Here is a 26911-nt window from a genome sequence, read left to right on the forward strand (position 1 = left end):
GTCACATGCCCCCCTCGATGTAACGAGCGATGAACATGGTGCTGACGAAAGACAGCCCCGCATACACGATCGCGATATCTTCCATGACGACGGAATCGTACACCGCGGCAAGGACGATCATGATCGCGACCACGAGACTGTTCATCGTGTCAAGAGCCACAGCCCTGTCGGGAATCGTCGGGCCGGAAATCAGACGGCCAAAGACGAGAACGATCAGAACGGCGTAGATTCCGACAGTCCAGGAAAAAAGGGTTATGCTCAATCCGCCAACCTCCTTGCCCAAGATGCAAAGGATCCGTAAATCTCCTCTTCAGAGGGATTTTCGTCCCGCACGTAAATCCAGTGCACGTAGAATGCTCCTTCGTCGTCCACATCGACAGTCAATGTGCCGGGTGTCAGAGTGATGGAATCTGCCAGGATCATTCTGGAAAGGTCGCTTTTCAGATCCGGAGTGAGCTTCACGATCCCGGGACGGATATTTCCGGTGATCACGCGAATAGCGACGTCGATGTTCGCTTTGAAGAGAGCTATGCCGAAGGGAACGAAAACATAATAGAGGAAGGAAATCCAGCGAAGCGGGTTCAGTATTTTGAGAAAGGAGAATCGATATGAGGGAACCCACGTTCGTGCCGCAAGCGCGAGAATCGTAGCGAGGAGAAAAGCCACTGCGAACTCTACCGGAGCGATCGTGCCGCCGGACCACACGAGAAGGAGATACATGAGGAAGGACGCGAAAAAAATGAACACACATTCCACCTCCTTATTGAGAAAGTCACAACGGATACATTATACTACACGCCTCATTCCTGTAAACTTATGTTAAATAAGGAACTTTCTTTTGTCTCGAAGTATGGTTGAAAGTGAATTTTATTATTCAAAAAGGTGGTACAGTCCGTGCCCGGGTCTATTGGCCATGTTATTATTCCAACCTATCCGGAGCGAAATGGAGTGAACCGATGTTGATTTTTTCAGGTGTTCGAGGCATGCTCCTTGCGGACATCGCGCTTGTCAGTGTATCTCTCTTCTGGGGACTCGGGTTCGTCGCCATGAAAGACGCGCTCGCGTCATTTCCACCTTTCTGGCTTCTTTCAATCCGTTTTGGAGCGGCATCGGTCCTGTTGCTGCTCATCTTCCGGCGAAAAGTCCGCGCGATGACCCGCAACGATCTTATTGCCGGAGTCGTCATCGGGATCTTCCTCTTCCTCGGATTCGCGACGCAGACAATCGGCCTGAACTTTACGACCGCAGGAAAGCAGGCGTTCCTGACTTCCGTTTATGTGATTATGACTCCGTTTCTCTCATGGTTCATAAGACGCGTCTTCCCTGGGATTCTCGTCTTCGTTTCCGCCGCGGTCTGCATATTCGGGATGGCGTTTCTGACATTGCAGGAAGGCTTTCAGATCGGCTTCGGCGACACGCTTACGCTTGTATGCGCCCTCTTTTTCGCTGCCCAGCTCGTCGCGATTGAACACTACGCACCGATGCACGACCCCGTGACGCTCACCATCGTCCAGATCTGCACCGTCCTCGTCCTGAGTCTCCTCTGCGCCCCTCTGTTCGAAACGTGGCCGGGGTTCGACGGGTCCAACGGAATCGGAAGCATCGCCTATACCGTCCTGTTCTGTACCATTTTCGCGTTTCTCATCCAGAACACGGCCCAGAAACACACATCATCGACGCATGCCGCCATTCTCCTGAGCCTCGAATCGCTCTTCGGAGCACTCTCTGGGGTCTTCCTCCTCGGCGAGGTCTTCACTTCCCGGATGATTTTCGGCTGCGCCCTGATCTTTGTTGCAGTCCTGCTGACCGAACTCGGGAACTCCGTTCTTCTCGCGTTCCGAAAACGACGGGACGACTCCCTGAAGACCGCCGGTTCGAACGCGAATCCATAGCCCTTTCGTTCTTCACCGGAGGAACAAGACATCGCGACGTGTCCGTTCCGATAAGGTCTTCTCTTCGTGCGAACCGCAGCGCCTCTTCGACGATTTTCCTGTTTTCGGGTTTCATGTACTGCATGAGGGCACGCTGCATCCGTTTTTCCCTGTCCCCTCTGGGAACGAAGACGTTCGCGCCGTTTCTCGGGTCGATTCCCGTATGGTACATGCACGTCGAAAGACTCCCGGGCGTCGGCATGAAATCCTGGACCTGTTCGGGCATATACCCCATCTCCCTGATAAACCCGGCGAGTTCGATCGCGTCTTCGAGCGTACATCCGGGGTGACTCGACATGAGATACGGGACGAGATATTGTCGCAGTCCGAGAGATTTGGACGTTCCGAAAAAGAGTTCGCGAAACGCTTTGAAGACCGATATATCCGGCTTCCCCATTATCGCTGTCACTTTCGACGACGCGTGTTCCGGAGCAACTTTCAGTTGTCCGCTGACATAGTTCCGGCAGAGTTCACGTACGATTCTCTCACGCGATTTGTCGAGCATGATGTAGTCATACCGGAGTCCCGACCTGACGAAAACGCGACGGACTCCCGGCACTGACCGGATCTTGCCGAGAAGGTCCAGAAAACGGCTGTGATCGACGTGAAGGTGGGGACACGGCTCGGGCCCGATGCACTCGCGCCCGGCGCACGTTCCCTCGCTGAGCTGTCGCGAACAGGAAGGGACACAGAAATTCGCGGTCGGGCCGCCGACGTCGTGAATGATCCCCTTGAAATCCGGCAGATCCGCCAGCAAACGGACTTCCCGGAGAATTGACTCGTCGCTCCTCATTTGGATGATCCGTCCCTGATGGGCGAACAGCGAACAGAAAGAGCACCCTCCGAAACATCCCCTGTGCGTTACGATACTGAACCGGACCTCCCTGATCGCAGGTACCCCACCGGCATTTTCGTAGACGGGGTGGTATGTCCTCGCGTATGGAAGGTCGTAGATTTCGTCCAATTCATTCTCTGATAACGGAAGCGACGGAGGGGTCTGAACGACGGAACCCAGACCGTGTCTCTGGCGAAGCATCCTTCCCCGGAACGGATCCTGTTCGCGCGAAAACAGGCGAAACGCCTCGGCGAATGCCTTCACGTCCTCGGCCGTCTCTTCGAACGAAGGAAGCTCGATACAATTCTGAAGCGATTCGTCCGCTCTCGCCCGCCAACAGGTTCCGCGAACGTCTCGGATCGACGCGACGCTCTCGCCGGACCGGAGCCGTCGCGCGATCTCGCGGAGCGGCCGTTCCCCCATCCCGTACACGAGAAGGTCCGCACGGCAATCGACCAGAAGGGATCTGCGCACCGAATCCGACCAGTAATCGTAATGCGCGAAACGTCGCAGGCTCGCCTCGATACCCCCGACGACGAGGGGGATGTCTCCCCAAAGTTCGCGGATGCGATTGCAATATACCAGCGTCGCTCTGTCGGGTCGTCTTCCGGGCCGTCCTCCCGGGGAATACGCATCTTCGCTTCGCTTTCTGCGCGCCGCGGTGTATGCCGAAACCATCGAATCGAGATTTCCGGCCGAAACGAGAACGCCGAGTCTCGGCCGGCCGAGTACGCGGAAATCTTCGGGCGAGCGCCAATCCGGCTGCGCTATGATACCCACCCGGAAGCCGTCCGACTCGAGCATTCTCGAGAGAATCGCATGGCCGAAGCTCGGATGGTCGACGTACGCGTCTCCCGATATGAAGACGAAGTCGAGTTCGTCCCATCCTCTTTCGTCCATGTCCACGCGGCTGATCGGGAGAAATCGCATACCTTCAGCGAACCGTTCCGGGAACATCGTTCCGTTCCCGTTTCCTCTCCTCGACGGATGAATCCACGATACGACCGAGCAGATCTCCGAACGAAAGCGACGCCGCCGCCGCGGCTTTCGGCACAAGGCTCGTCGCCGTCATTCCGGGAACTGCGTTGACCTCGAACACCTTCGGAGTTCCCCCCGGCGTGAGCCGGAGATCGACCCGCGAATACACCGAACATCCGAGGGCCGCATGCGCTGCAACCGCCGCGTCACAAATCCGTTCGAGCACGTCGGCGGCAAGCGGTGGCGGAGTCAGGTATTCCGTCGCTCCGGCCGTGTACTTCGAGTCGTAGTCGTATATTCCCTTTCTCGGCCGTATCATGACGGGCGGCAGCGCGAGCACATCCTTGCCGTGCCCGAGAACCGTCACCGCGATCTCGTCGCCATCGACATATTCCTCGACGATGGCGTCTTCGTCGAAAGCCGCAACGAGTGAAAGCGCGTCACGTAACGCCGATTCGCCGGATACGATCGAAAAGCCGACCGTACTGCCGCAGGAACGCGGCTTGACGACGATCTTTCCCGTCTGTGCCAGAAATTCGCGACATCGGAAGATGTCGTCCTCGTCGAAGCGACTCGGCACACAGAAACCGGACGGAACGGGGACCCCGGCCTGACAGAAAACGGCCTTGCTGGTCCATTTGTCCATGGCGAGCATGCAGGCCCTCGGCCCGGAACCGGTGTACACGAGCCCTTCCGATTCGAGAAGGACCTGCAGCCGACCGTCCTCCCCCCAGCATCCGTGCAACGCGACGAACGCGCAACAGCTCGTCGCCCGGACACGCGAAAGAGCCTCCGTCATCGAACGGACATCCTCGAACCTCACCCGGGCGCCGATACTTTCGAGAGCGTCCGCGACAGCATGTCCGCTCATCAGCGAAATTTCCCTTTCCGGTCCGTCCCCTCCGGACAGAACGAGAATATTCCCTCTCCATTCCATCTCTCTCAACTCCCGTGGCATTTTTCTGAAACCGCATCCAATGAAAAAAGAGAAGGACTGGAAATCAGCCCTTCTCCGTCGATATACGATCCGGGTGTATTCCTATTTCTTCTCTCCGCTTTTCGGGAAGGAAATCGACGCCTTGTATTCCTCCCGAAGCTTTTTCACTTCTTCTTCATACAACTGCCGGTCCTTCTCTCGAAGGAGCGACTCCTTGATCCGGTCCTTGGCCTCTTCGAAGGTTGCTGTGGAAGGATCCTTGCGGTCCGTCACCTTGATCAGGTTCCAACCGTTGTTCGCCTTCACGGGACCTCCGACTTCGCCCTTCTTCAAGGCGAAAGCGACCTTTTCGAGTTCCGGGTACAGACGCCCCTTCGGATGCCAGCCGATGTCGCCGCCAGCCTCATTCGCCTTGTTCGGACATGTGGAATATCTGGAAGCCGCCTCTTCGAAAGAAAGGCCTTTTCGAATTTCATCGAGAATCCGCTTCGCATCCGCCTCGTCGCCAAGAAGGATATGACTCACGCGAACCGTTTCCGGAACGAGGAACTTCGCCGGATTCTTCTGATAGAAGTCCTTCGCCTCCACATCCGTCACCGTCATTCCGGCGGCAAGTTTATCCATGATGACTTTCCGCGCCAGGTTCTTCCTGATGACTTCCGCAATCGGCTCGAACTGCTCGCGAAAAGCCTTGTCCTCATCGAGCTTCGTCGCCTTCGCCTTTCGGTAGAAAAGCTCCCTGTTGATCAGGTCGTCAAGGATATTCTGGCGCCCCTCGGGAGTATTCACAGCCTGCGCCTGCCGCGGATCGAGCGTTCTGATCACGCCGTCGATATCGGAGACCCTGATCTCGTGCCCGCCAACAAGGGCAAGAACGGTGTTCGGATCCTGCGGACCGTGATCCTTCTGCGACGGAAGAACGAACGTATCCTTCGCGGTATCGGAAGCCTTCTTGTCAGTTTCGGCAGCCCACACAGCGGAGAAAGAAAGCGAAACGACACACATCGAACAGGCGAAAATCCGCAACCACTTCTTCATAATATCCTGTCTCCTCCCTGAAGATCTGTCCCGTAAACCACGGGAGTATACCATAGCGCTCACGCGGAATGGATACGACATTTCGCGGAACCCGGGCTAGAGCTTTCCGACACGGATTGCATCGATCGTGTCGCCCTTTCCGATACGTATGACAATGCCTTCCCCATGTCCGCTCAGGAACGTTTCCGATCTTTTATCCTCCTTGCTGGGCTTTCCAAGGATCAGTCGCGCCTTCTCTCTGTTCATTCCTGGGACAAGTCCGCCCTTGAGCCCTCTCGCTGCCGAAGAAACCTCGATGACCGTCACGCGCGCATTGCGTCCGCTTCCGTTCACCGTCACGGAGAGTCCGTCATAGCGCAGGACGATCTGTTCTCCAGATTTTGAGGTCACTGTCTTTCTCGGCGTCCCAAGGACAGCTTCGACAGCATCCCTCGTTCCTCCGAATGTCGAGAGAGCATCTCTCACAACGGAGGAAAGAGTTGTGTTCCGTTCCCCGGATTCCGCGAGAGGTTCGATATATTTCCCGAATACCCATCCGATCACGTTTCTCCCGTCCCGGATCTTGTACCACTGCCAGTCGAGCGGTTTGCTCAGGTTGCCCGAGGGAACCTGAAATACGGTCTTCGCCGAATCCTGCGGAAGACGGACGGAATACCGTGTCCCTCCCTCGTCGCAACTCACGACGATAACGCCCCTTCCTTTCAGGATCCGGACGGTCTTTCCGCGGATTTGGGCGTCAAAATCCATGATCGCGACCGCTTCCGAAGCCGTTTCCGGCATCCACGTCTCCAGAATATCGACGTGTTCCCCTTGGGAAAGTTTCGTCACGACCGTGCTTCCGACGCTGTGATCGGCACGGACGTTTACGTTCGATCCGAGACTGATCCCCTTTTTCCCCACGTCTTGCGCGGGTGCCGCCTGCACTCTCTGCGGAAGCGGACCGGTCGTCCCCGGTTTTCCCGAGACAGCCGGCACTGCCAGATCCGCGGAAGGCGAAATGGAAGGAATTCCGGAAATCTTCCCGACGGCATCTTCCGGCTTCGTCGAGAAGTGCTTCCATGCCCAAATACCCGCGAAGGTGACCAAGAGAACGAGAAGGATGAGAAGGAGTATCCTCGACCTTTGTCTTTTTCGCCGATCGTAGTGAATCATTGCAGTACCCCCTTATGGGCCATTCCACGTCGGAGGACGCGCTTCGCTCTCGAAATTCAGGTTTCGACCGACCGAAAAGATGTTATAGCAGATTGTCCGCGTTTGGAACCCGTAATATCCGCAGCGGGCGGAAATCATCCCCCCGATGTGTCGCCCCCTGCGTTCAGCGTTCCGTTCACAAGCTGCGGGTATAAAGACTGGAAGGGAAGGGGACGACTGAAAAGGAACCCTTGGTAACACGGGCATCCCGCATTCTCGAGCAAGAATTCCTGATCTTCCGTCTCGACTCCTTCGGCTATGAGATCGAGATCGAGTTCCCTGGCAAGACTGCAGACCGCTCGAACCAGCGAGAACGATCGGGACCCACGTTTCATTTGTCCGATGAAGGAACGATCGACCTTGATTCCATCGAGCGGAAGCTCCTGAAGATACGAAAGAGAGGAATAGCCAGTTCCGAAATCGTCGATGTACAGGCGGATTCCGAGCTCCTTCAGTCCGGAGAGGAGAGGCGTCGCATCCGGCCCCGCCGAAATCAGTGCATTTTCCGTCAGTTCCAGAATGAGCATATCCGGAGAAAGCCCCGTTTTCCGAAGCGTCTGTCGGACAACTTCGCCGAACCGCTGGTTGCGGATCTGAAACGCGGAAACATTGACTGAAACGGGGATTTCGATTCCTTTCCCATTCCATGAGGCTGCGTCCTCGCAGGCTCTGGAGAGAACCCATTCGCCGACCGGATGAATCATGCCCGTTTCCTCCGCCAGTGGTATAAATCTGTTGGGGGGGATGAAATCGTCTCGTCCGACGGGCCATCGAATCAACGCCTCGACCCCGATAATTGTTTTTCTTGCGTCCGAACGGACCTGCGGCTGGTAAAAGACCCGGAAGAGATTCCGCTGCAACGCCCGCTCCATTCCGCGTATCAAAAGATTCCTCGTCGCTTCCCTGCGCTTCATGCCTTTATCGAAAAAGGCGAAAAAGGCTTCGTTTCCCTCTTTCGCCTTCCGGAGAGCGAGGTCGGCTGCCCAGAAAAGATCGTCCGCACACTCCCCGTCGCCGGGATACAGGCTGACCCCGATACTGGCAGAGACGCGAAACGTCCGCACCCCGACGGAGAAAGGCTCCTCGAGTGTCTGATGCAGGTCGGACGCTATCCGGCGGACGAGATCAATCGTATCGAGATCGGGGACTAGTATTCCGAACAGGCTTCCCTCCACACGCGCGATCATGCACCCTTCGGGCAGGATTTCGGAAAAGCGTCGCGCGGTCAACTTGAGGACGCTGTCCCCGAAATGATATCCGAACGTCTTGTTTATTTCGCGAAAACGTTCGAAATCGACGAGAAGGACGGCAAGCCGTTCGTCCGGTCGTCTCCTTTTTCCCTCCGTCGCATCGTCCAGCGCTTTGAAAAAAGCCAGTCGATTCGGGAGATGCGTCAGGGCATCGCGGGACAGATATTCTCCTACGAGAGCATCCCGTTTTCTTTCGAGCGAAATGTCTCGTATGATCCCGATAAATCTTGGAGATGAGACGCCTTCCTCACCGATCCGTCGCACCGAAATCCGCGCGGGAAAAAGGGAATCGTCCCGGCGACGCAATTCGAGTTCACCGGACCAGAGGTCGTCATTCCACATCGCACTCTGTCCGGATGCCAACGCCGGAAATGAAACGCTATCCGCTGCAAGCATGCAGGCGTTCTTTCCGACAAGTTCCGTTTTCGAATGGCCGACCATGGAACACAAAGCATCGTTGACACCAAGGATTGTCTTTCCGTCCGAAAGAAACATGATTCCTTCGTCAAGGAAATCGAGGACGGAAGGCGGTGTCTCGAAAGATGGGACATCGGGGCAGACAGCTTGAGAGGTCACGATACGTCCTCATTTCCGGTACCGGATTCGAATTTCATTTTTTCATTTTCCTGTAGCATTTTATCAAGAGAGATGTGTGTACGCAAGAAAAATTCATTATCAGGCCCGGGAGAGCACCATGCTGGGATAGGTATATCTTCCATATGTTCTCACCGCCCGTTTTATCAACGACCCTTTCCTCGCACCGACGGATTGTCCCCCTTCGGCCATCTACGGTTCGAGGCGGGGAAGTTCGAACTTCTCCGCAAATTCATCCAGTCGTATCCACGTCGCCGGATCGAGATACACTCCCTCTTCGAGCGATTTCTTTCTCCGCTCGAACTCCTTCTCGCCGTGGATGAATATCCTGTCTCTTCCCTCGGCCTTCGGGCTCATGCGGATCTTCTCGAGGATCGAGCGAACATGACTCCGGATCGCCTCTTCATCTCCGAAGAGATCGGGGCGTGTGGCCTGGAAGTAGTGGCAGATACCGCACCGGTTCGTGTACGTCTCATACGTCGGCGTCCCCAGGGAAAGCCCCGCCGTCAGAAGTTCGACGAGAAGACCGAGGCCGTATCCCTTATGCCCCCCGAGCGTCTCCCCAGCGCCGCCGAGATAGAGCTGTCCACCGTACGGGCTTTTGTCGAAACGGTTGATCTCTGCAACGCTCACCGCATCCGTCGTGTCTTTCCCGTCTTCATCGACCGCCCATCCAACCGGCATCGTTCCGCCCCGGCGTGCCGCAACCTCGATCTTTCCCAGCGCAACCGTCGTTGTGGCCATGTCGAGCATAAAGTGGGGCTTCTCCCCGGTCGGAATGGCGACACAGATCGGGTTCGTCCCCAGAAGCCGCTCCTTTCCGAAGAGCGGAATTCCCGCTCGAAGCGTATTGGTCATCGCGACGCCTATCAGTCCGGCGTCAGCGGCCATCTCGGCCCAGTACCCGGCCATCCCGAAGTGACACGAGTCCCGCACGACGGTCATACACGTTCCGTGAGCCTTCGCCTTTTCGATGGTTCGGTCCATCGCGAGTTTCGACGACGCGAAGCCGGGAGCCCTGTTTCCCCGGACGACAAGCGATACCGGCGTTTCGTGAACGATTTCGGGAGTGGCCTTCGGATCGTCCTGTCCCTCGCTGACCTCCTCGAAATACATCTTGATCCGCGCAACCCCATGCGACGCGTGGCCGCGCGCGTCCGCCTCGACGAGAACCCGGGCGCTTATCTCCGCCGTGTCCCGCGGGAAACCGAGCCCCCGTTCCAGCATATCGGCCATATACGCGCGGAGCTTCTCGAACCCGACATTCGTTCGTTCCATGACGTTCGCCTCCCGTTGCTGATTCCTTCAATCAATCATCAGCAGTATCCCAGATCAGTGGCGAGCGAGTCAACGAGGCAACTTTCCGGAGCTCCCGCGATATGAGATCCGGAATGATTCGAAGATCAGCGCTGCTCAGAGTCGAATGGAAGTCGGCCGCCATGCTCGTGAAGAACATGGCGGCCGACTTCCATTCAGAAGACGCCATAACATAACTCACTCGAACTGTGCAAAGAGCGCGCCGAACCCACCTGAATGGATAAAACAAGAGCTTTCCGCTTTCACTATATTTCTAGCCAATAAATCGATCATACCGTATAGCGTTTTACTGGTGTACACCTTTTCGAGAAAGATGCCTTCCAAATTTGCGAGTTTGTATATCATATGTACCGACTCACTCGTCGGAATACCCCACCCCTCGCCACGATATTTATCATGAATAGTTATGTTATTTATTGAATATATATTATTCTTTATGCCTAGAATAGAACTGATTTCTTTTAGAAGACACAACAATATGGCATGCAAATTCTCAAGAGTATGTTCAACAGTTATTACGTGTATATGATACGGATTTCCGCAGAGAAAATTTCCGAGGATAACACCCGCGGCAAGTCCGCCGTTTCCTCCCGGCACGAAAATATCCGTAAACGGATATGCGCCTTTTCGCAAAAGTTCGTAAATTATATGAGAATAGCCGACTGCGCCGCGAGGTGTAGTGGCTCCATTCTTTATGACAAAGGGTTTCTTTCCTTCGTTTCTATATCGTTTCGCCAGTTCGCTTACGAAATCGTTTCGTTCCTCTTCGCTTTTTTCTCCAATGAAGATACGATCTGCCTCCATGATCTCGTTAAGCAAGGCATTCCCCTTGAAGGTGTCCGGCTTCCTGTTGTTATGGACGATTGCGCATTTGAATCCCACTCGCGAAGCAGCTGCGGCGGTTATCGTACATAGATTGGAGTTTTCTTGTCCGGATACTATGATCGTATCGCTGCCGGAAGCCTTCGCTTCGCCGAAGAGATACTCCAGGGCCCTGACCTTGTTGCCCCCGGGACCGACGCCGTTCAGATCATCCCGTTTGACATAGAGATTTCTTATGCCCGTATGCTCCTCCAAACGGAGCATTCTTTGCACGGGAGTGTCGTAAGCGCACAATGTGATTCTCGGTAATTGCGATAAGAATGACTCATCATACGTTTTCATATTCGTTATATTATTTTTCAAGAGTATCTTCCTTTTTTTTAAATGCGAACAATCGCACCTTTTCGTTATACCGGAATACACCAAAACCCATATATGCCGTGAGTATCGCCACGATCGGCGATAACAGCGAGAGATAGACATACGGCAGGTACTGGGCCACGGTGACTCCGAACAACCCCGTGTAGAGAATCGCAGAGGCGTCCCATGGAACTATGGCGCCGAGAACCGTTCCCGTACATTCGAGCGTTCTCGACAGGACGGCGGGGTGCACGTCCATGTCTTCGAACGCCTTGCGGAACGCCACAGCCGGCAAGCTGATCGTACATGTCTGCCCCGCCCCGCCGAACATCAGCGCTGTTCCCGTCGCCACGACCGCGGTCACAAGCGTTCCCACGTTTCGTACGATCCGCACGAGACTCGCCATAAGCCGGGAAAGAACCCCCGTGGCCTCGAACACGCCCGCGAACATGCCCGCTCCGATGCAGAGGAAGATAGTGCCAGCCATATCCATGGCTCCGCCCCTCGTCAGAAGCTTGTCGACGTCGGCGTTGCCGGTCTTGCTCACGAACCCGTTGATCGATGCCTTGACGACATCGGCGAGCTCCATGTCCTGGAACGCGACCGCCCAAATCATGCCGAGAAGCACCCCGCCAGCGAACACCGGGATACTCGGTTTTCTCATGCCAGACATCACCAGAACGAACAGGAGCGGCGCCAGCATGAGGGGACCTATGGCGTAATGCGCCTTCAACGTATCCGAGATGACCTGCACCGTTCTCAGATCGGCCGTCCCCGCGCCGTATTGCAACCCGAAATACGTATAGAGAACGACAGCTATGACGGACACGGGGATTGTCACGTGCGCAAGCGAGACAATATGATCGAAAAGGTTCACTTCCGTCACGGCTGACGCGAGAAGTGTCGTGTCTGAAAGGGGCGAGAGCTTGTCGCCGACGAGGGCTCCCGAGATTATAGCGCCCGCTACGAGTGGAATCGGCACTCCGAGCCCTTGCGCAACTCCGATGAGTGCTATCCCCATCGTCCCCGCCGTCCCCCACGAAGTTCCGGTCATGGTCGAGGTTATGATGCAGATGAGAAACGTTATCGGAACAAAGAATTTGGGATTTATCATATTCAAGCCATAATAGAGCATGGTTTGAATGCTTCCCGAAGATATCCACACGCCTATGATCATGCCTATAAGGATCATTATTATGATCGTCTGGCTTATCCTCGAAATGCCGTTCATCGCCGATCGTTCTATCTCGCCCCACGTGCGGCCGATGAATATACCGAAGACGGACTCAGCGGCTATGGCGGCCGCGAGGGCCACCTTGATGTCTATCCTGTACGTGATCATCACGATGATCAACGTCAGCGGCATGAAAAATCCGAACAACGCCACTCCCAACGTCATATGCTTCCTAGTCGGTTCACTGATTTCCTGCATGATTCTTCCCCCCTGATGATACAACGTGTATTGACGGCTAGTTTCTTCCCTTCAGCCTCACTTGAGGCTCCGACGGGATCCTGAACAGCGGAATGAAGCGATCGAGGCCGGTATAAGTCAGGACGAGCATCGAAACAACCGCGATGATCGACAGGTAGTTGTACGCTATGATCCCCATCGGCGTGAACGTATAGAGCGGATACACGGTCATCGCCATACCCGTGAAGAAGATCATATATCCGTGCCATGGAATGAGCTGCGATCCCAAGACGCCGAACGCGTCGGACATCGTGGCGTTCCGGAGACGAAGCGTATAGATGTCTTCCGGACTGCCCTCCACGTTGTTTTCCACCATTTCCTTGATAACCGGACCGACCGTGACAATCTGTCCCGTGCAGTCTCCAAGGGCTGCATTGGTGACGAGACACATAACGCCGTTGTAGAAGATGAGCTGACGCACTCTGCGGGAAATCGACAGGATCAGGTTCGAGATAGGATCGAACGCATTCATCAGGCGCATGATTCCACCGAACGCCCCGGTCCACATGGTCATCGCCACCGACCAGCTTCCTGCTTCGGCGAAGCCGCTTCGAACGAGCTCGAGGTAACTGCTCACGGATCCTATGGTTCCCGCCATGCGGCCGAACACGAGAGCCAGAAAGATGCCTGCCCCGAGGCACGGCAATGTGGAGACTCCGAAAACGGCAAGCCCGATCACGACAATGATCGGAACGAGCATGTACGCCGGCACCCCGCTTCGCACCTGGTTCAGGAGTTTTATTGCCGAGGGCCTCTTCGTTTCCAGCGTGGCCCAGATGTCGGACGGAATCGCGTTGATGGCCTGCGCGGCGTCTCCCCTAGTTTCGGGAAGCCCCATGGACTGACTTACGATATAAAACAGCACCGCCGCCGACACGAGACAGAGAAGTGACCAGACACCCTGATGCCGGACACGGTGGATGATGTCGACTTCCTGGATGCCCGAACTCAGCACGGTGGTATCGGAAATCAGGCCGATGTTGTCGCCGAAACACGATCCTCCGGCTATAGCCGCTACGGTAAGGAGAGGATTGCCGCCGATGATGTGGCTCAGCCACAGAAAGATCGGAACGCATGCCGCGAAGGTTCCCCACGACGTTCCCGTCGCAGTGGAAAGAACCGCCGTGATCAGCAGACTCGCCGTGGCGACGCTTTTCGCGGTAAGTCCCAATTTGAGGGATATCCCGATGATGGACGCTCCCACGCCGGATGCCATGAACGCCTCCGCCATCGCATAGGCGATCATGAGAAGGAAGAGAATGATCATCAACTGCTTCGCGTTGTTGAGCGCGGCTTCGAGCACTTGCTGGTAGGAATATCTGTCGATGAGAATGGCAAGAATCCCCGCCGCGACCGTCGCCAAGGGAGATGCTATAAGGATATCCATTCCGCCCAAAAGCATCGCCACCAACAGGAACACCGGAGACAGCTTCACGAGAGCCATGTGACGAATTCCCCCATTTCCTTGGTTTTGTGGTGCATATACGATTTCACGCATCGCAAAAGCCACACATACCGCAGGAAAACGGACATCTTCTTATGACGGGCGTTTCCGCCTCTCCGTGAAAAGGACGCTCTGCCCGAACAGAGCGGGAATCCCTCCGGTATGGAGGAAACACACCGCTTCATTCCGAGATATCGCGCCTCGTCCGAGAAGATCCATCATTCCGGCGAAGGTTTTGCTCGTGTACGTATTCTCCAGGAAAATCCCTTCAATCGAAGCAAGGAGGCGACCCCCCTCGAGGGACGCAGGGGTTACCTTGCCGTAGCCGTCTCCGAGATACTCCTCGTAAATCGTCATGAAATCGCGGAAATCGACGCTCGGAGAGAATCCGAGCTTTTTCTCGACGCCCTCGAAAATGGCTTCGATCCTCCGGAGCAACTCCGTTTTGCCGTATTCCACGGACACGAGATGCACGAAGAAAGGAGCGCCGAGCATCGCCATGCCGAACAGGAACCCCGCTTCGGTGGGTCCCATCGAGCCTGGCAACACCACGTGCAACAGATCCGCCTCCATGGCATCCGCCTGATGGTGCAACTCCAAGGCCGCAACGACATACCCCAAGGCTCCGAGAACGGGATCGCCGACGAGGTATGGGCGGTGCCCCTCGCTCGCGAGTCGCTTCATCTCATGACGGGCAATTTCTCCGCGTTCCTCTTCGCTCACAGGTCCCAGAAAGCGGATGTCGCTTCCCAAAAGATCGTTCAGAAGCAGATTGCCATCCCAATCGGCCGGTTCGTCGGAACTATGGAGGATATGGCACTTCAATCCCAGTTTCGCCGCCGCAGCCGCAGTCAACCGACACTGATTCGATTCCTTGGCCCCGGCGACTACCACGACATCGCACTTCTCCGCCAACGCCTGCCCCATCCAGAACTCGAGGCTGCGCACCTTGTTTCCGCCGAGTCCCAACGGCATGCAGTCGTCCCGCTTGGCATAGATGCCGGAATGATTTTTTTCGGCCTCGAGACGAGCGAGCCGTTCAAGCGGTGTCACGTGGTGCAGCAGACGGACTCTTGGAATTCCCGTAAAAAGCACTTTTTCCTCGCTCTCTAATCCTTGCGGGCGATCACTTCGATTTCAATGAGGCTGTCCTTGGGAAGTCGCGATACTTCGACGCACGAACGAGCCGGGTAGGTCGTCTCAAAATATCCGGCGTATAGTTCGTTGAAGCGGGGGAAATCATTCATGTCGGCAAGAAACACGGTGGTCTTGATCACATTTTCGAAAGTCATGCCCGCTTCCCGGAGAATCGCGTCGATGTTGCCGAAAACCTGCCGGGTCTGATCGTCGATGTTCTTTTCACGCATCTTGCCCGTTTGAGGATCAACCGGAATCTGACCGGACGAAAAAAGCGTGTTTCCCGTCATGACTGCCTGCGAATACGGACCGATGGCTGCCGGAGCTTTAGACGTAGTGATCGTTGTGCGTGTCGTCATTATTCTTCCTCCGTTTCTTTTCTGGATTTACTTGCCTTCCTTGACCTGATCCATGTAGCTGTACAGCGTGTACTTCGAAATCCCGAGACACGCAGCGACATGCTCGACGGCGCCCTTCACGAGGAAGAGCCCTCTCGCGTCGAGTTCCCGGACGATCCCGAGCTTCTCCGAGCGGTCCATTCGAGCCGCGGGGACGGACTGCTTGCTCATGACCTCGTCAATGATCCCCTGCGCCACTTCGCTGATATCGTTGGCGAATCGCTCGCCAGAATTCTTGTCCTCGTCCTGTACGGAACAGAACTCTTCCAGCGACTCGCTGGAAAGCAGGAATTTCTCTATGCAGAAATTGATGCAGAAACATCCAATGACATGTCCCGAAGCGTTGAAGATGAACGTCGTCGACGATTTCAACCTGCGTCCATCAGCGGTCTTATTCGGGTATATATAGTTTTCCTTTACAGCGTCTCCGTATTTCTTGATGAGGTTCAAAACGTAATTCGTGATTGGGGCGCCCAAAGATCTTCCGGTGAGGTTTCCCGAAAGCGCTATCAGGGATTCCTGGGGTTTCCGGAGATCATGAAGTGCGGCCTCGCAATTCGCTCCGAACTGTGCAGCGACGGTCTTGACCAACGGAATGAAAGACTCGAGCAGGAGGTCATCCGGATTTGCCACAGCAAAGACTCCTTTATAAAAATTTTATGTTAAAAAATTTTTTGTATGACCAAAACTATAGATGTGTTTCTGTTTTTTGTCAATAGCGTAACTATTCCATGGCCGCGCAACCGCACGGCAGAAGAGGAACGAAACAAATTGGGGCAACCGCATAGCGGTCGCCCCAATTTGACCTTCCCCGGAATTGACGGCAAGAAAGAGTCCGGACGATGAAGAAGAGAATCGGGGAGAGTGTTTATAGGCGGAGGAAGCAAAGCGGCAACGCCAATACGACGCGGAATTCAAGAAAGAAGTTCTGAAGATGACGATGGAAGGCAAGTCTGTTGTCGATGTGGCACGGGATCTTGGAATATCACCGGAGCGAATCTACAAATGACGACGGGACGAAAAGCTCCGGACAGGTACAGTGGCGTTCGCGTCCGCTGGAGGCAAGGCGCTGACGCCGGAAAGAGAATACCGGACGCATGACGAGGCGAGGACGGACATCTTCAGGTATATAGAAATGTTTTACAACAGAAACGGCCTCATTCAGGAATCGGGTACAAGACCCCGAAAAGCTATAATCGCAAAGGCAACAAGCATAAATCTGTCTCCAGGGATTCCGGGGAAGGTCATGTTGAGGCTTTGCACCGAGTCAGGCCCATGGGCCTGAAGCAGGCCAGATCAGAGGCTTAGGGTTGTCCTGTGATAGCAAGGTCGTGAATGGTGCAAGGAAATCCTCCACCACAGATACGACATCCTTGAAGGATTCGGGCACATGGTCTTGCTGAAGCCTCTTATGAAAAGCCGACCACTGAATCTGCTTGGCATCGATGAAAGGCTGTTCGAACGCTTCTATTCTCAGAGGAAGCGAAGTTCCTCTTCTCTGGAAGGTCCGACGAATTGCCTCGGTCAGTTGCATCCCATCGAAATCGAACTGCCGAGAAAGGAGCCATATATCATAGAAATCCTTCATGCGGCTGTTCAATATACCGAGTTTCACCATGGCCTCGAACTTCTCCGCAATGACGCTTTCACGGCTGTAGCAAAGCAGCCTCGGTATGGGAGAATCCAGCATGGTTGGCAGATCCGATTCTTCCGGTCCGGGATAGATGATGTCGCCAAAGCCGATATCCACCTGCATATTGACCCTTGCGGAGTCCAGCATTCCACGAAATCGAACCCTGATCCCTTCGTAATCGGCATCCTCGGTAATCCGTTCAGACTGGATCGAGTAGGGATCAAAAGTGAGCCCATCGGGCTCCACATCCACGGCCATGACCTCCCGAATCTGAGCGACAATGCTGGCTTCCTCGTTACTGGTTATTCCCAGCACATCGATATCCATGGTTGGCCGGAATTCTGGTGAACGCCAAACCCTCAACATCAAAGCGCCTTTTAGGATGAAGCGATCCGCATGCGCTGACTGGGACAGGCGAAACAGAAATCGTTCCATGGCATAGTACTGGAGGAGTTCGTTGAACGGCCTCTTATCGTTTTTAGCGCGATTGAGAAGGCGTTGCCGGACAGATGCGGGGATATTCTTCGGGGATTTCATATGCTCGCCTCCAGATAGGGATGCATCACCTTTTCAACACGGCAGACTTTCGCGTATTTGAGCAGTGCCTCGAGATTGAATTGCTTGCGGGCTTTGTAGAGTTTCAGCGCCTCCAGGGCTATATCCATGCCGATCTTGTTCCGAAATTTGAAACAGTCGGCAAGCGTCTTTTCCGGACTGTAGATTTTGACGGTCACTCCGTCGATTTGGTGCTCTTCGATACCTGCACGGAATGCCAAGCCGGAGAACCGGCGAACACTGAGCGGTGGATAATCCAGGGACGGTTGGCGCGATTCCCTCGGCACGGCTACGGAAACACTGTGCGGAATCTGTGTGGTGATTTCGTGATATGCCAGTGCCGATACGAGGCAGATGACTGCATTCGGGAAGCGCAGTCCGACGGTTACCAGGTCGGGATTGCTGATGGGAGGAAGTCCCACCAGACGGTACACCCCCCTGCTGACTTGCTCTATCACCCCTTTATCCCTAAGAGCATAGAGCATGTAACGGCTAATGCCACGCTCAATAGCCTCGCTCATCCTTAGTTGACCACCACATGAACGGAAAATATCTTCTGGTTTTTTCTGCATCCTTGGCTCCAGACGAGTTGACTCCACTTATTCATAAGTGGTAACAATATGCCTGATTGCGGCAAAAAAATCAAGGAGAAGATCAGTCCGGAGAAAACAGAGAATCAGGGGCCACAAACAGAGAAAGAATGGCTGGAATCGATGGTGCGGAGGGGTGCGTTTGAACGATATGAAACGGGCGCAAACCCTTGAGAAACAAGGTGAGAAAGAAAACCCGTCACCCGGAGAATGCCCCCGAAGAGACGGGTTTGTCTATTCTAAAATGGTGGAGGCGCGGGGAATTGAACCCCGGTCCGACAAGGGCCGATCATGGAAGCTCTACGGGTGTAGTTTCCGTTTTAATGTCGGACTCAGACTCCCGGAAACAGGATTCCTCGTCCCAAGCCCCCTGAGTCTTTTCCGCCGGATCGGAGACACCCCCGACGAAGCATCCATCTTTTGTGACGCCGCTCACCGAGCCGATGGAAGGCCCGGCGGCAACGTGACCGCGCTAGGCGGCCAGAGCGTAATCGTTGTTGACGTTTGTTGGGTTCCCGCCGTTTATCGAGGTTGCGGGGTCCTCGACCCGCCCTTCCAGACCATCCGACTTGCCGTCGAAACCAGTCGCCCCCTATTCTCCCCTGTTTCTTCTGCGGGCGGTCCGCTCAATCTCCCGCTTCACGTCCCGCTCGGCGATGTCATCGCGCTTGTCGTAGAGAGTCTTGCCCTTCGCGAGTGCGATTTCGACCTTCGCCCACCTGTTCTCCTTGATATAGACGGAAAGGGGAACAAGTGTAAGCCCCTTCTCCCGCACCTTGCTCTGAAGGCGGATAATCTCGCGCTTCGACACAAGGAGCTTTCTGTCGCGTTCTGGTTCGTGGTTATAGTAGCTTCCCTTTTCGTACGGAGAAATATGGACTCCCGAAAGCCACAATTCGCCTTTGTCGACGACGGCGTATCCGTCCTTCAGGTTCAACCTGCCGTCTCTGACCGACTTGATCTCCGTGCCGGTAAGAACAATGCCGCACTCGAAGGTTTCCAGGATGAAATAATCATGGCGTGCTTTCCTGTTCTGCGCTACGACCTTGTGCGACATCCATCTCACCCTTCGTAACTATACGGCAATAGTCAGACTTAGTCAATACAAAAAGTCCGGTTCCGTCGAACCGGACTTTTATACTGATTATGGTCGGGGCGAGAGGATTCGAACCTCCGACCTCTTGGTCCCGAACCAAGCGCGCTCACCAGACTGCGCTACGCCCCGAACGGCGAAGATTGTAGCATCCCATTCCGGTTCCGTCAAACGAAAGGTTCGCTAAACTTTTCGGTCCTCGTCGCTCGCGTTCGAAGCGCTTTCAGGGCCCTTCGCCGCATTTCTCCACGTCAACCTGTTCGACCCCGGCATCTCGGCGATCAGCGGGATTTCCGTCCATCCCCATGGGGTTACGAGCAGGAAACGGAACGCGACCCCTTGCTCCGAAAGCGCCCGGATATGAGCGGAATACCGGAGGATATCTCCGATGATGAAACTATCGCTGAGCATCCACACGCGACGGCACACTCCCCGCGCGAAAAGCGAGGCATAATCGATTGCCATTCTGACGCTGTCCTCGAAATCCGACGGTCCGGCGTTGACTACGACGACATCGGGCTTTCCCTGAGGACGTCTCGTATTCGGCAGGAGATCCGCATGCCGTTCGACCCATTCGAGTTGAGAAAACAGACGCTCTATATCGACTTCCATGGATCCTTCAAAAAGCGATGCGAGAGGATCCGCGTCGTGGACAAACTGATCGCTTCCAATGACATCCGCCATCCATCGCTGTATCACTTCGATCGTCCCAAGGACATAATCGGGATAATCCGCTCCGGACATGGCGGAGAGTATCTCTCCTACAGTCCACCGCTCCTTCTCACGATCGTTCCGAGCTCGCGTCATCTATCTACCTCCGTACAATTCTCGTTTGAAGCATAGCATAAATTGTCCCGCTGTGAAGGGGTATATTACAATAGCCTCACAAAGTAACGCAATCTTTTTCCGGAGGTGTTCCGATGACGCGCTTATTCAGAGCTTCGCAAACAGACGTCCAGATGCTTCTCGTCGATATCCAGGAACGTCTGCTTCCTTCGATCAGCGGCCAGGATTCCGTCCGAAAAAACGCACGTATCCTCTGTACCGTCGCGCGAGAGTTGAAGATACCGGTCAAGATAACAGAACAGTATCCGAAAGGGATCGGACCTACAATACCGGATTTGAGGGACGTGACCGCCGGATGTCCCGTATTCGAAAAAAAACATTTTTCCTGTTGTGACGCTCCCGGCTTCGACGCCTTCTTCTTCGATTCGACCCGCCCCGTAACCATTCTTTTCGGCATCGAATCGCACATCTGCATCCTCTCGACGCTCCTGGACATGCGGGAACGCGATCTTCCCGTCGTTCTCGCGGCGGACGCGTGCGGGAGCAGAGATCCCCTGCACGCCTCGCTCGCGCTTGAACAGGCCCGCTCGGCAGGAGCACTCGTACTTCCCGTCGAAAGCGTCGTTTACCGTCTGCTGGGCTGCGCCGGCACTTCTGAATTCAAGACACTGCTCCCGCTTTTCAAATAGCCGGGGATCCCATGAATACGATCGACAGAAACGCCGCGCTGGAGGCGCACCGGAAAGCACACGGCAAAATTCGGATCTACCCCACGATGAATATCCGGAACGAACGTGACATCGGCATCGCATACGTTCTCGGGGGAGCCTTTGCCGCAAAAGAGATCGAGAACGACCGCTCGATGTCTTACGAACTCACGGGACGCGGCAACCGGATAGCCCTCGTTTCCGACGGTTCGGCCGTTCTCGGACTCGGCAGAATCGGAGCCGACGCAGCCCTCCCCGTCATGGAGGGAAAGTGCCTGTTGTTCAAGACGTTCGGGGATGTCAACGCCATACCGCTGTGCGTCAACGCGAAAAGCGACGACGATATCGTCAGGTTCGCGGAAATGGTCGCGCCGACATTCGGCGCCATAAACATCGAGGACGTGTCGTCCCCTGCCACGTTTATCGTCGTGCGCGAATTACAGAAGCGCCTCAACATACCGGTCTTTTCCGACGATCAGCATGGTTCCGCAGTCGTCGTCCTCGCGGCGCTGACAAACGCGCTCGAAGTCGTCGGAAAGAAGCTCTCCGACGTCCGAATCGTCGTTTTCGGCGCCGGGGCCGCAGGAATCGCCGTTGCGGATCTTCTCACCGAAGCCGGGGCCGGAAACGTCGTGGTTCTCAACAGCGCCGGGATTCTTTCGCCGGGGAATCGTTCGATGAACGTCGTTCAGAAAGAAATCGCGGAACGGACGAATCCGGAACGACTTTCCGGTTCCGTCGACGTCGCCCTTCCGGGAGCCGATGTCCTTATAGGTCTGTCGAGCCGCGGACACATCGAACCGGAACAACTCCGGAATATGAACGCGGGGGCGATTTTCTTCGCGCTGTCCATGCCGCAGGCGGAGATGCAGGAAGAGGAAGCCCTTCGCTCCGGCATCGTCGTTTATGCCGCCGGACTCTCCGGCTCGGCCAATGCGATGCCGAACCTCCACGTCTACCCCGGGCTCGTCAGAGGACTTCTCGACGTTCGCGCGCGCGGGATCGACAACGAAATCCTCCTGGCAGCGGCAAAGGCCCTTTCTGAAATCGTCGACCGGCGCAGGTTGACGGAACGACATATCATTCCGGATCTCTTCTCCGACGAGGTCGCTCCCAGGATCGCCGAGGCCGTCGCACAGGCGGCGATCAGGCAGGGACTCGCGGACCATCCGCTCCCGCCGAAGAAGGTGTACGACGACACGTGGCAGCGACTGTACGGCGGTATCATGGAGCTGGTCTGACGAGGGGCGGCCTTCGCCGCCTCCGTCAGACCAGCGTTCTGAGACAAAGGAGGATCGTTCCGAAGAGCGTCACGAGAACCGAATATCGCTCGCTCTGAACAAGAACCGACAGACTGAAAGGACCGGTCCGTTCTCCCGCAGAAGGCAGATGAGGAAGAAACTTTGGTGTTTTGCTTCGATATCGGGCATACTCGTCCCCGAACGTATCGAGAAGAAATTTTTCCTCGAGCGGGACGATCCCGATCGCATACAGGAGATAGAAAACACCGGCATAAAACGGCGCGATTCCCCACCCGGCGATCGTCGCCCAACCGAGTCCGATGAAGAAGTTCCCGACATACAGAGGGTTCCGGCAGAACGCGTACGGTCCCCATGTGACAAGCTCCTCCGCCGATACCCTTTCCCCCCGGTATCTTCCGATCGTCCCGGCAGCCCAGAAACGAATCGCCTGTCCCGCGAGCACGGATACAATACCGATCGCGATTCCGGATGTCGTCGGCGACGCGATAAGCAGCGCGACGAAAAAGAACGCGGCCCAGATGGCGCCGCGAAGACGAAAAAGCTGTTTTCGAAACCACATCAGTCCTTAGTCCCTGTCCTGATCCGAATCCGCCCGGTAGATCTCTTCGGAGATCCCCCATCCGAGAAGCCTGACTGCGACCGCGACGCCGACTGCAATTCCGATATACTCGGTGAAGAAACGCCACGAGAAGGCCATGATCCCCGCAAGGTTCCATGGAACCAAAAGACGGAAGAGGGCGGCTCCGCCACCTTCGGCGAAACCGCTGGCACCCGGAGTCGGGATGAAATACAGGACGAACAGGAAAACACCCTGAACGAGAAGCGTCTGGACGTAGTTGACCGGAAGTCCGATGGCCCAGACGAGGCAGGGAAGGACGGAGAAAAGAAAGAAGAGATAGAGTGCGGAAAGGCCGATCGCGAAAAGGAAAAACGGCAATCCGGACGTAAAAAACATGTGAAAGTTATCGTTGTAGTTGTCGATCTCCCGGTTGATCCTTCTGATGATGGAAAGCACTTTCAGCGGCTTCACGACACCGAGACGCTTCAGCCGGAGGATCAGCATCTGGATCCACCGCTTGATCAGGCGCGGACGGACGATGCTCAGAATGACGAAAATCCATGATACGAGGACAAAAACGAGAACATACGAAAAAATCCCTTTCAGGAAAAGGCTTCCCTCAAGAATCTCCGGCTCAAGAAAAACCGCGACCGGAACCGTCAATCCGAGAAACAGGAGCGTCATGAGCGTTCTCGTGAGGGTGATCGCGATTCCTTTGCCGATGGGAACCCGCTTTTTGTAGAGAACATACACTTGGAAAGGTCCCCCGCCGCTCTGCATCGGCGTTACGGCGCAGCCGAAATAGTGCAGGAACGTCAGCGTCATTCCAAGTCTGAAGGAAAGCCTTTCCCCAGCGGCGCGGCCGATCGCAATGAACCGGAATCCGTCGCATAACCATGCGAGGATGATCGAGGCGAGAGCAAACAGAAGACCGAGCTTGTTCGCCGACATGAGACGCGAGACCGTCTGCTGGTCGACGCTCGTCGCCAGTACGACGGCATTCACGCCGAACGCGAGCAGTACGAAGACAATCAGGCCCTTACGCAACGACACTTATCCTATCCCCCCAGAATCCCATTGAAGCGAATGTCGGTCGTCCGACCCTCTTTCCGGCACGCAAAACATTGTACCAGACATCCAAAACGCACGAAAAAAGCTATTGAACACGTCCTTCGGCGGACGCACCGAGCGAATGAAGATACGGAGCGAGCTTCTCGAGCTCGGGAATCAGCTCGTTACGAAGTCTGAAAGACAGCTCGAAATACTTTCCGTTCTCCAGTGACCCGGCAACACATTTCAGGGAAGCGGCAAGACTTTCGCGGACGTCATTGATCTTTCCGTCCAGAATCTCCGGATCGTTCAGGCCGAGAAGTTTCTGACAGTGCGCAAGGACGTGCAACATCCAGTCGATCCCCTCGGACGCCTGACGAAACATATCCGCCGCTTCCCTGATCTTCTCCCGTTCAAGCAAATCGGCAATCCGGCCGATCCCGGACATCAGAGCGGGAAGATAGCGCGACGCTTCCTGAAGGGAATCCGAAACGAGGGTTCGTATCGAATCGGTCGTCACGCGAAGCTCCGTCCCCCGGCTCGAAGCGGCGAAGGTCTCTTCGGTAATTGTTTCTCCGTCGAGCGAAAACGCCGTGACGACCCGCCCCCTGTCGGCCGCGGACTTCCGTATCGCGACGAGAAGCGTCTCTCTGTCCTGTGTTTCGAACGCACTCCCCTCCAGAACGCTGTCATCCATATAGATGATCATTCCTTCACCCCCTGAGGTCCATCCTGAAACGTCGTTCATTGTATCACGCGTTCTTCCCGGTTTACGGGGCACTTGCGGAAGATGCTCAAGAATCACTGGAAACGACCGACGATATATCCAGGGGAATGTGCACACAGGAGGTGGAAACATGCCCGTATCCGACGCGACATTTTCGATGCCCGGAGTCGCTTCCGGAATCGATTGGGGAACGATGGCCGATACCATCCTCAAAAAGGCTCGCAAAGTCGAAGAACCCTGGACCAAAGAGAAAGACACGCTCGAGGTCAAGATCAACCTCTACACGGAACTCACGACGCTCATGAAGACGATGCGGACCGCGATCGATCCCTTGCGTCTCGAATCGACGTTCAAGGCGAAAACGGCGGAGTTTGCGGTCCTCTCGAGCGGGACATCGGACTCGAAGGGAATTCTTACCGCCGACGTGCTGGCAACCGCAAGCCTCGCGTCGCACGAAATCAAGGTAGTCCAGAAGGCCGTAGCTCAGACGTGCTACAGTGAGCAATTCTCGAATGCCGTCGGCACGTCCGGGTCGTTTTCGATCCTGGTCGGAGGGCGCAAGGGGACGATCACGGTCACCGCGGCGGACACGCTCGAGACCATCGCGCAGAAGATCAACGCCGCGAAGGACGTGACCATCGACCCTTCAACGGGGGAAGCGTACGGGAACGCTCTCGGCGTGACGGCTTCCGTCTTCGATAACAGGCTCGTTATCCGCAGCTCTTCGTCGGGCCTCGGAAACACTTCGGACTCGACCGTGATCGTTCGCGGCACGGGAACGACAGATTCTCTCGGATATACATACGCGCCCGACGCCCCCTCCTCTGGAACGATCGTGTCGGTGAAGGATGCCGGCGGAACCACGTATACCAAAGACGTCGACTTCACCGTATCGGCTGGCAGCGACCAGATCACGTGGATCGGAAGCGCCCCGTCGGCGGGGACGTCGTATACCGTCAATTACGAGGTCAATTCGAACGCCTTCACGTTCACGGGAGATGCGCCCCTCCTGACGACGCTCGGCCTCGCGACGAGCGGCGCGAACTACACCGCTCCACAGGACGCGCAGCTGGTTGTCGACGGTCAGACGGTCACCCGGTCGTCGAACGACATCGACGACCTCATCACCGGAGTGAAGCTCCATATCAAGGGGCCCGGGACCGTCCGGATGGACATCGTCCAGGACGCGGAAAAAGCCGTAAAGGGAATCAACGAGTTCGTGACCGCCTACAACAAAGTCATGGACTGGATCAACACGAGGCTCTCCGAAAAAGAGGTCCAGGCGGAGAGCACGGACGACGAGAAAAAGACCGTCGCGACGAGCGAGGAGTTCCGGACGAAATTCGGTGCTCTTCACGGGGATTCGCTCCTCTGGCAGCTCAAGAGCCAGCTCCGCTCTCTCGTGATGAACCCTGTGCCGGCGTCCTATTCGTCGAAGACAGGAACAAAAGCAGTCCTCGGAACGATCGGGGCCGAAGGCTTGGCGAACGAGGGTGAATTCCGGATCTCGGTCGGCGACGTGTCCGCCTCGATCGCGATCAAACCGGCGGACAGCCTCTCCGATATCGCCTCGAGAATCAACAGCTCAACCGCACTCCGGTATGACGCGAACGGGAAGGCATATACCACGCCCCTCGCGACGGCAAAGGTGACCTCGAACAAATTGGTGATCACGGCCGCCACCGGAAAGACATTTTCTCTCAAGGACTCGAGCGACGCACTCCAGTACGTCGGGCTGAACGACTCCGTCACGATGCTTTTCCAGCTCGGCCTCGCGACCGAAAGCACCGACAAGGGCAAGAGCGGCAAGCTCGAATTCAACGAAAGTTCGTTCATGAGCGCCATTAAAGAAAACGGCGACACCGTCGCGGCCCTCATGACGACCGCGATGAAGAACATGAATACGTACATCGGCAACATGGTCGACGCATCGACGACGCAGGTCGGAACAGCCACTGGAACCAAGGGGCGCATCATCAGCCAGATAAAGTCCCTGGAAAGCCGGGTCGACGACATCGATGAGCGCATATCGAACTACGAAGCTCAGCTGGCGGTCCGGATGAAAGGACTCTACAAGCAGTACTCGGCGGCCGAAACCCAGCTTGCGAAGCTCCAGCAGCAGGCGTCCTGGCTGTCAAGCGCATTAGCGACTCTCAATAGCAAAACGTCTTCGTCGTCCTCATCATCGTCGTCGTAAACCGGACCGAAACGAAAAAAGGAGAGGGCTTCCCGGACCGGGAAGCCCT

25 protein-coding genes, 1 tRNA gene, 1 other RNA gene and 1 pseudogene are annotated in these 26911 nt (G+C 55.7%); 5 read left to right on the forward strand and 23 right to left on the reverse strand.

Features of this window, described 5'->3' with window-relative positions; all coding sequences use genetic code 11:
* Nucleotide 1 precedes the first annotated feature (1 nt).
* A complete protein-coding gene (locus ACZ5IU_RS00540; RefSeq protein WP_464421773.1) occupies nt 2-256 on the reverse strand; it encodes a monovalent cation/H+ antiporter complex subunit F in 255 nt (84 codons plus the stop codon).
* Between the two features lie 2 nt (nt 257-258).
* A complete protein-coding gene (locus tag ACZ5IU_RS00545) occupies nt 259-720 on the reverse strand; it encodes a Na+/H+ antiporter subunit E (RefSeq protein WP_464419455.1) in 462 nt (153 codons plus the stop codon).
* A gap of 326 nt (nt 721-1046) precedes the next feature.
* Between ACZ5IU_RS00545 and ACZ5IU_RS00550 the strand changes: the two are divergent.
* Nucleotides 1047-1748, forward strand: a pseudogene (locus ACZ5IU_RS00550) (DMT family transporter); the annotation flags it as partial.
* Between the two features lie 4 nt (nt 1749-1752).
* On the opposite strand, the gene ACZ5IU_RS00555 reads toward ACZ5IU_RS00550, so the two are convergent.
* The 12 genes from ACZ5IU_RS00555 to ACZ5IU_RS00610 form a co-directional block, all read right to left on the reverse strand.
* On the reverse strand, nt 1753-3696 hold the full coding sequence (locus ACZ5IU_RS00555) for a YgiQ family radical SAM protein (RefSeq protein WP_464419457.1): 1944 nt from the start codon (nt 3694-3696) through the stop codon (nt 1753-1755).
* A 4-nt stretch (nt 3697-3700) separates the two neighbouring features.
* Nucleotides 3701-4681, reverse strand: coding sequence for a D-alanine--D-alanine ligase family protein (locus tag ACZ5IU_RS00560; RefSeq protein WP_464419459.1), 981 nt, complete (start codon nt 4679-4681; stop codon nt 3701-3703).
* A 102-nt stretch (nt 4682-4783) separates the two neighbouring features.
* A complete protein-coding gene (locus ACZ5IU_RS00565) occupies nt 4784-5719 on the reverse strand; it encodes a peptidylprolyl isomerase (RefSeq protein ID WP_464419461.1) in 936 nt (311 codons plus the stop codon).
* A 96-nt stretch (nt 5720-5815) separates the two neighbouring features.
* Nucleotides 5816-6871 (reverse strand): SH3 domain-containing protein, encoded by a 1056-nt coding sequence (locus tag ACZ5IU_RS00570; RefSeq protein ID WP_464419463.1) that lies wholly within the window; start codon nt 6869-6871, stop codon nt 5816-5818.
* 134 nt (nt 6872-7005) lie between these two features.
* Nucleotides 7006-8736, reverse strand: coding sequence for a sensor domain-containing protein (locus tag ACZ5IU_RS00575; protein WP_464419465.1), 1731 nt, complete (start codon nt 8734-8736; stop codon nt 7006-7008).
* A gap of 210 nt (nt 8737-8946) precedes the next feature.
* Nucleotides 8947-10032 carry an Ldh family oxidoreductase gene (locus ACZ5IU_RS00580; protein WP_464419467.1) on the reverse strand — a complete coding sequence of 362 codons (1086 nt, stop codon included), beginning with the start codon at nt 10030-10032 and terminating at the stop codon, nt 8947-8949.
* A gap of 216 nt (nt 10033-10248) precedes the next feature.
* Nucleotides 10249-11148 carry a 1-aminocyclopropane-1-carboxylate deaminase/D-cysteine desulfhydrase gene (locus ACZ5IU_RS00585; RefSeq protein WP_464419469.1) on the reverse strand — a complete coding sequence of 300 codons (900 nt, stop codon included), beginning with the start codon at nt 11146-11148 and terminating at the stop codon, nt 10249-10251.
* Nucleotides 11149-11245: 97 nt separating this feature from the next.
* Nucleotides 11246-12685 (reverse strand): Na+/H+ antiporter NhaC, encoded by a 1440-nt coding sequence (gene nhaC, locus ACZ5IU_RS00590; protein WP_464419471.1) that lies wholly within the window; start codon nt 12683-12685, stop codon nt 11246-11248.
* Nucleotides 12686-12722: 37 nt separating this feature from the next.
* Nucleotides 12723-14168, reverse strand: coding sequence for a Na+/H+ antiporter NhaC family protein (locus ACZ5IU_RS00595; RefSeq protein WP_464419473.1), 1446 nt, complete (start codon nt 14166-14168; stop codon nt 12723-12725).
* 93 nt (nt 14169-14261) lie between these two features.
* Nucleotides 14262-15263 (reverse strand): pyridoxal-phosphate dependent enzyme, encoded by a 1002-nt coding sequence (locus ACZ5IU_RS00600; RefSeq protein ID WP_464419475.1) that lies wholly within the window; start codon nt 15261-15263, stop codon nt 14262-14264.
* 14 nt (nt 15264-15277) lie between these two features.
* Nucleotides 15278-15664: a RidA family protein gene (locus ACZ5IU_RS00605; RefSeq protein WP_464419477.1), complete on the reverse strand. Its 387-nt coding sequence runs from the start codon at nt 15662-15664 to the stop codon at nt 15278-15280.
* Between the two features lie 27 nt (nt 15665-15691).
* Complete coding sequence (locus tag ACZ5IU_RS00610) at nt 15692-16336, reverse strand: helix-turn-helix transcriptional regulator (RefSeq protein WP_464419479.1); 645 nt, start codon at nt 16334-16336, stop codon at nt 15692-15694.
* A gap of 307 nt (nt 16337-16643) precedes the next feature.
* On the opposite strand from ACZ5IU_RS00610, the gene ACZ5IU_RS00615 reads away from it, so the two are divergent.
* Nucleotides 16644-16712, forward strand: coding sequence for a hypothetical protein (locus tag ACZ5IU_RS00615; protein WP_464421776.1), 69 nt, complete (start codon nt 16644-16646; stop codon nt 16710-16712).
* 258 nt (nt 16713-16970) lie between these two features.
* Here the strand turns inward: ACZ5IU_RS00615 and ACZ5IU_RS00620 are convergent, their stop codons facing one another.
* The 6 genes from ACZ5IU_RS00620 to ACZ5IU_RS00645 all read right to left on the reverse strand — a co-directional run bounded on the left by ACZ5IU_RS00620 (nt 16971) and on the right by ACZ5IU_RS00645 (nt 20381).
* On the reverse strand, nt 16971-17873 hold the full coding sequence (locus ACZ5IU_RS00620) for a nucleotidyl transferase AbiEii/AbiGii toxin family protein (protein ID WP_464419481.1): 903 nt from the start codon (nt 17871-17873) through the stop codon (nt 16971-16973).
* On the reverse strand, nt 17870-18463 hold the full coding sequence (locus tag ACZ5IU_RS00625) for a type IV toxin-antitoxin system AbiEi family antitoxin domain-containing protein (protein ID WP_464419483.1): 594 nt from the start codon (nt 18461-18463) through the stop codon (nt 17870-17872). Before ACZ5IU_RS00625 ends, ACZ5IU_RS00620 begins: the two co-directional genes overlap by 4 nt.
* A 263-nt stretch (nt 18464-18726) precedes the next feature.
* Nucleotides 18727-19074: a transfer-messenger RNA gene (gene ssrA / locus ACZ5IU_RS00630) on the reverse strand.
* Nucleotides 19074-19538 (reverse strand): SsrA-binding protein SmpB, encoded by a 465-nt coding sequence (smpB, locus tag ACZ5IU_RS00635; protein ID WP_464419485.1) that lies wholly within the window; start codon nt 19536-19538, stop codon nt 19074-19076. The genes ssrA and smpB overlap by 1 nt, the downstream gene beginning before the upstream one ends.
* A gap of 90 nt (nt 19539-19628) precedes the next feature.
* A tRNA-Pro gene (locus ACZ5IU_RS00640) sits at nt 19629-19706 on the reverse strand.
* Nucleotides 19707-19757: 51 nt separating this feature from the next.
* On the reverse strand, nt 19758-20381 hold the full coding sequence (locus tag ACZ5IU_RS00645) for a hypothetical protein (RefSeq protein ID WP_464419487.1): 624 nt from the start codon (nt 20379-20381) through the stop codon (nt 19758-19760).
* A 113-nt stretch (nt 20382-20494) separates the two neighbouring features.
* Here ACZ5IU_RS00645 and ACZ5IU_RS00650 point away from each other — a divergent pair, with 113 nt between their 5' ends.
* The gene (locus ACZ5IU_RS00650; RefSeq protein WP_464419489.1) at nt 20495-21049 is read left to right on the forward strand and encodes an isochorismatase family protein; all 555 of its coding nucleotides are present in this window, start codon (nt 20495-20497) and stop codon (nt 21047-21049) included.
* Nucleotides 21050-21060: 11 nt separating this feature from the next.
* Nucleotides 21061-22308 carry an NAD(P)-dependent malic enzyme gene (locus ACZ5IU_RS00655; protein ID WP_464419491.1) on the forward strand — a complete coding sequence of 416 codons (1248 nt, stop codon included), beginning with the start codon at nt 21061-21063 and terminating at the stop codon, nt 22306-22308.
* Between the two features lie 25 nt (nt 22309-22333).
* On the opposite strand, the gene ACZ5IU_RS00660 is transcribed toward ACZ5IU_RS00655, so the two are convergent.
* From ACZ5IU_RS00660 to ACZ5IU_RS00670, 3 genes are all read right to left on the reverse strand, one after another.
* On the reverse strand, nt 22334-22888 hold the full coding sequence (locus tag ACZ5IU_RS00660; protein WP_464419493.1) for a methyltransferase family protein: 555 nt from the start codon (nt 22886-22888) through the stop codon (nt 22334-22336).
* Nucleotides 22889-22894: 6 nt separating this feature from the next.
* Entirely contained in the window at nt 22895-23941 is a 1047-nt protein-coding gene (locus tag ACZ5IU_RS00665; RefSeq protein WP_464419495.1) for a lysylphosphatidylglycerol synthase transmembrane domain-containing protein, read from the reverse strand.
* 103 nt (nt 23942-24044) lie between these two features.
* Nucleotides 24045-24647 carry a hypothetical protein gene (locus ACZ5IU_RS00670; protein ID WP_464419497.1) on the reverse strand — a complete coding sequence of 201 codons (603 nt, stop codon included), beginning with the start codon at nt 24645-24647 and terminating at the stop codon, nt 24045-24047.
* 148 nt (nt 24648-24795) lie between these two features.
* Here ACZ5IU_RS00670 and fliD point away from each other — a divergent pair, with 148 nt between their 5' ends.
* On the forward strand, nt 24796-26862 hold the full coding sequence (gene fliD, locus ACZ5IU_RS00675; protein ID WP_464419499.1) for a flagellar filament capping protein FliD: 2067 nt from the start codon (nt 24796-24798) through the stop codon (nt 26860-26862).
* Nucleotides 26863-26911: the final 49 nt, after the last annotated feature.

The sequence above is a fragment of the Lactivibrio alcoholicus genome (genome assembly GCF_055390895.1).